This is a genomic window from Clostridium tepidiprofundi DSM 19306, from assembly GCF_001594005.1.
Lineage (GTDB): Bacteria > Bacillota > Clostridia > Clostridiales > Clostridiaceae > Clostridium_AC > Clostridium_AC tepidiprofundi.
On sequence record NZ_LTBA01000128.1, the window covers coordinates 1 to 984 of the forward strand.

Here is a 984-nt window from a genome sequence, read left to right on the forward strand (position 1 = left end):
AAGTCTTAATTTTTTTTAGGTATTCGTTTGGAATCTTCTTGAATTTCTTTATTAACAATGCTGTTAATATTTCATATTTACCTTCAATTTTCCCTTCTTGTAGTCCCTCTTGCAATCCTTCTTGTAGGCCTTTTTGTAGACCTTCTTGCAATCCTTCTTCGCGTATCATTTTTCCTATTTCAGTCATAGAGAATACCTCCTTAAATTTTTTCTTACTATCATCATCACCGAATTTTTCTAAAAGAGCATATAATAAACTTAAACAATGAAGTTTGTTATCGTTTTCTTTGATTTTGCTTGCAAGTTCAATGCTTTTTATAGCTCTTGTAGATTTGTCTTCTTTACTATTCATAAGTGGAATGAATGTTAAGCTTAGTATTTCTTCATTTGTCAATTCTTTACCGGCTTCTATTTTTTCTTTTAATTGAGCATATTTTTTATCGCCATCTAAACTACTCATATAAAAAGCTTGAATCTCATATTTTAAGCTTCCACCATCTAATTTTGTTTTTGTGTTTTTTATATCTGCTGAGTATATTACTATAGTATTAACCTTTTTATTGTATTTATAAAGTAGTGATGCATCATAAAATAAAAATCTATTTAGGTCTTTTTCTTTGTATGTAGTTTGAAATTCAAAATGGATATAATCACCATCCTCTGTATAGAAAGTATAATCAGTAAAATTGGTTTTTATGCTTATATCTTTAATTTCAGTATTAGCAGGTGCTATTATTTTGGTTTTCAAATTAAAGAAATTTACAGCACTTTGCTTGAATATATCCATTGCTGTTTTCATTATAGAATCTTCTATTTTACTGTAATCCATGTGAGTCCTCCTAACGTGTAAGTTATACTTTTATTATAGCATAATTCACCCCAGGGGTAAAAAATTTTCAGTTATCAGAAATGGCGGCTTTATTAATTTTGATGTTACACCAAATAGATAGATATGATAGAATATATACAAAGAAGGTCTTAAGG

Annotated in this window: 1 protein-coding gene; it reads right to left on the reverse strand. The window is 28.0% G+C overall.

Features of this window, described 5'->3' with window-relative positions:
• Nucleotides 1–829 (reverse strand): RpnC/YadD family protein (locus tag CLTEP_RS14020; RefSeq protein ID WP_066827703.1); only part of this gene is annotated, 829 nt, incomplete at its 3' end.
• Nucleotides 830–984 lie beyond the last annotated feature (155 nt).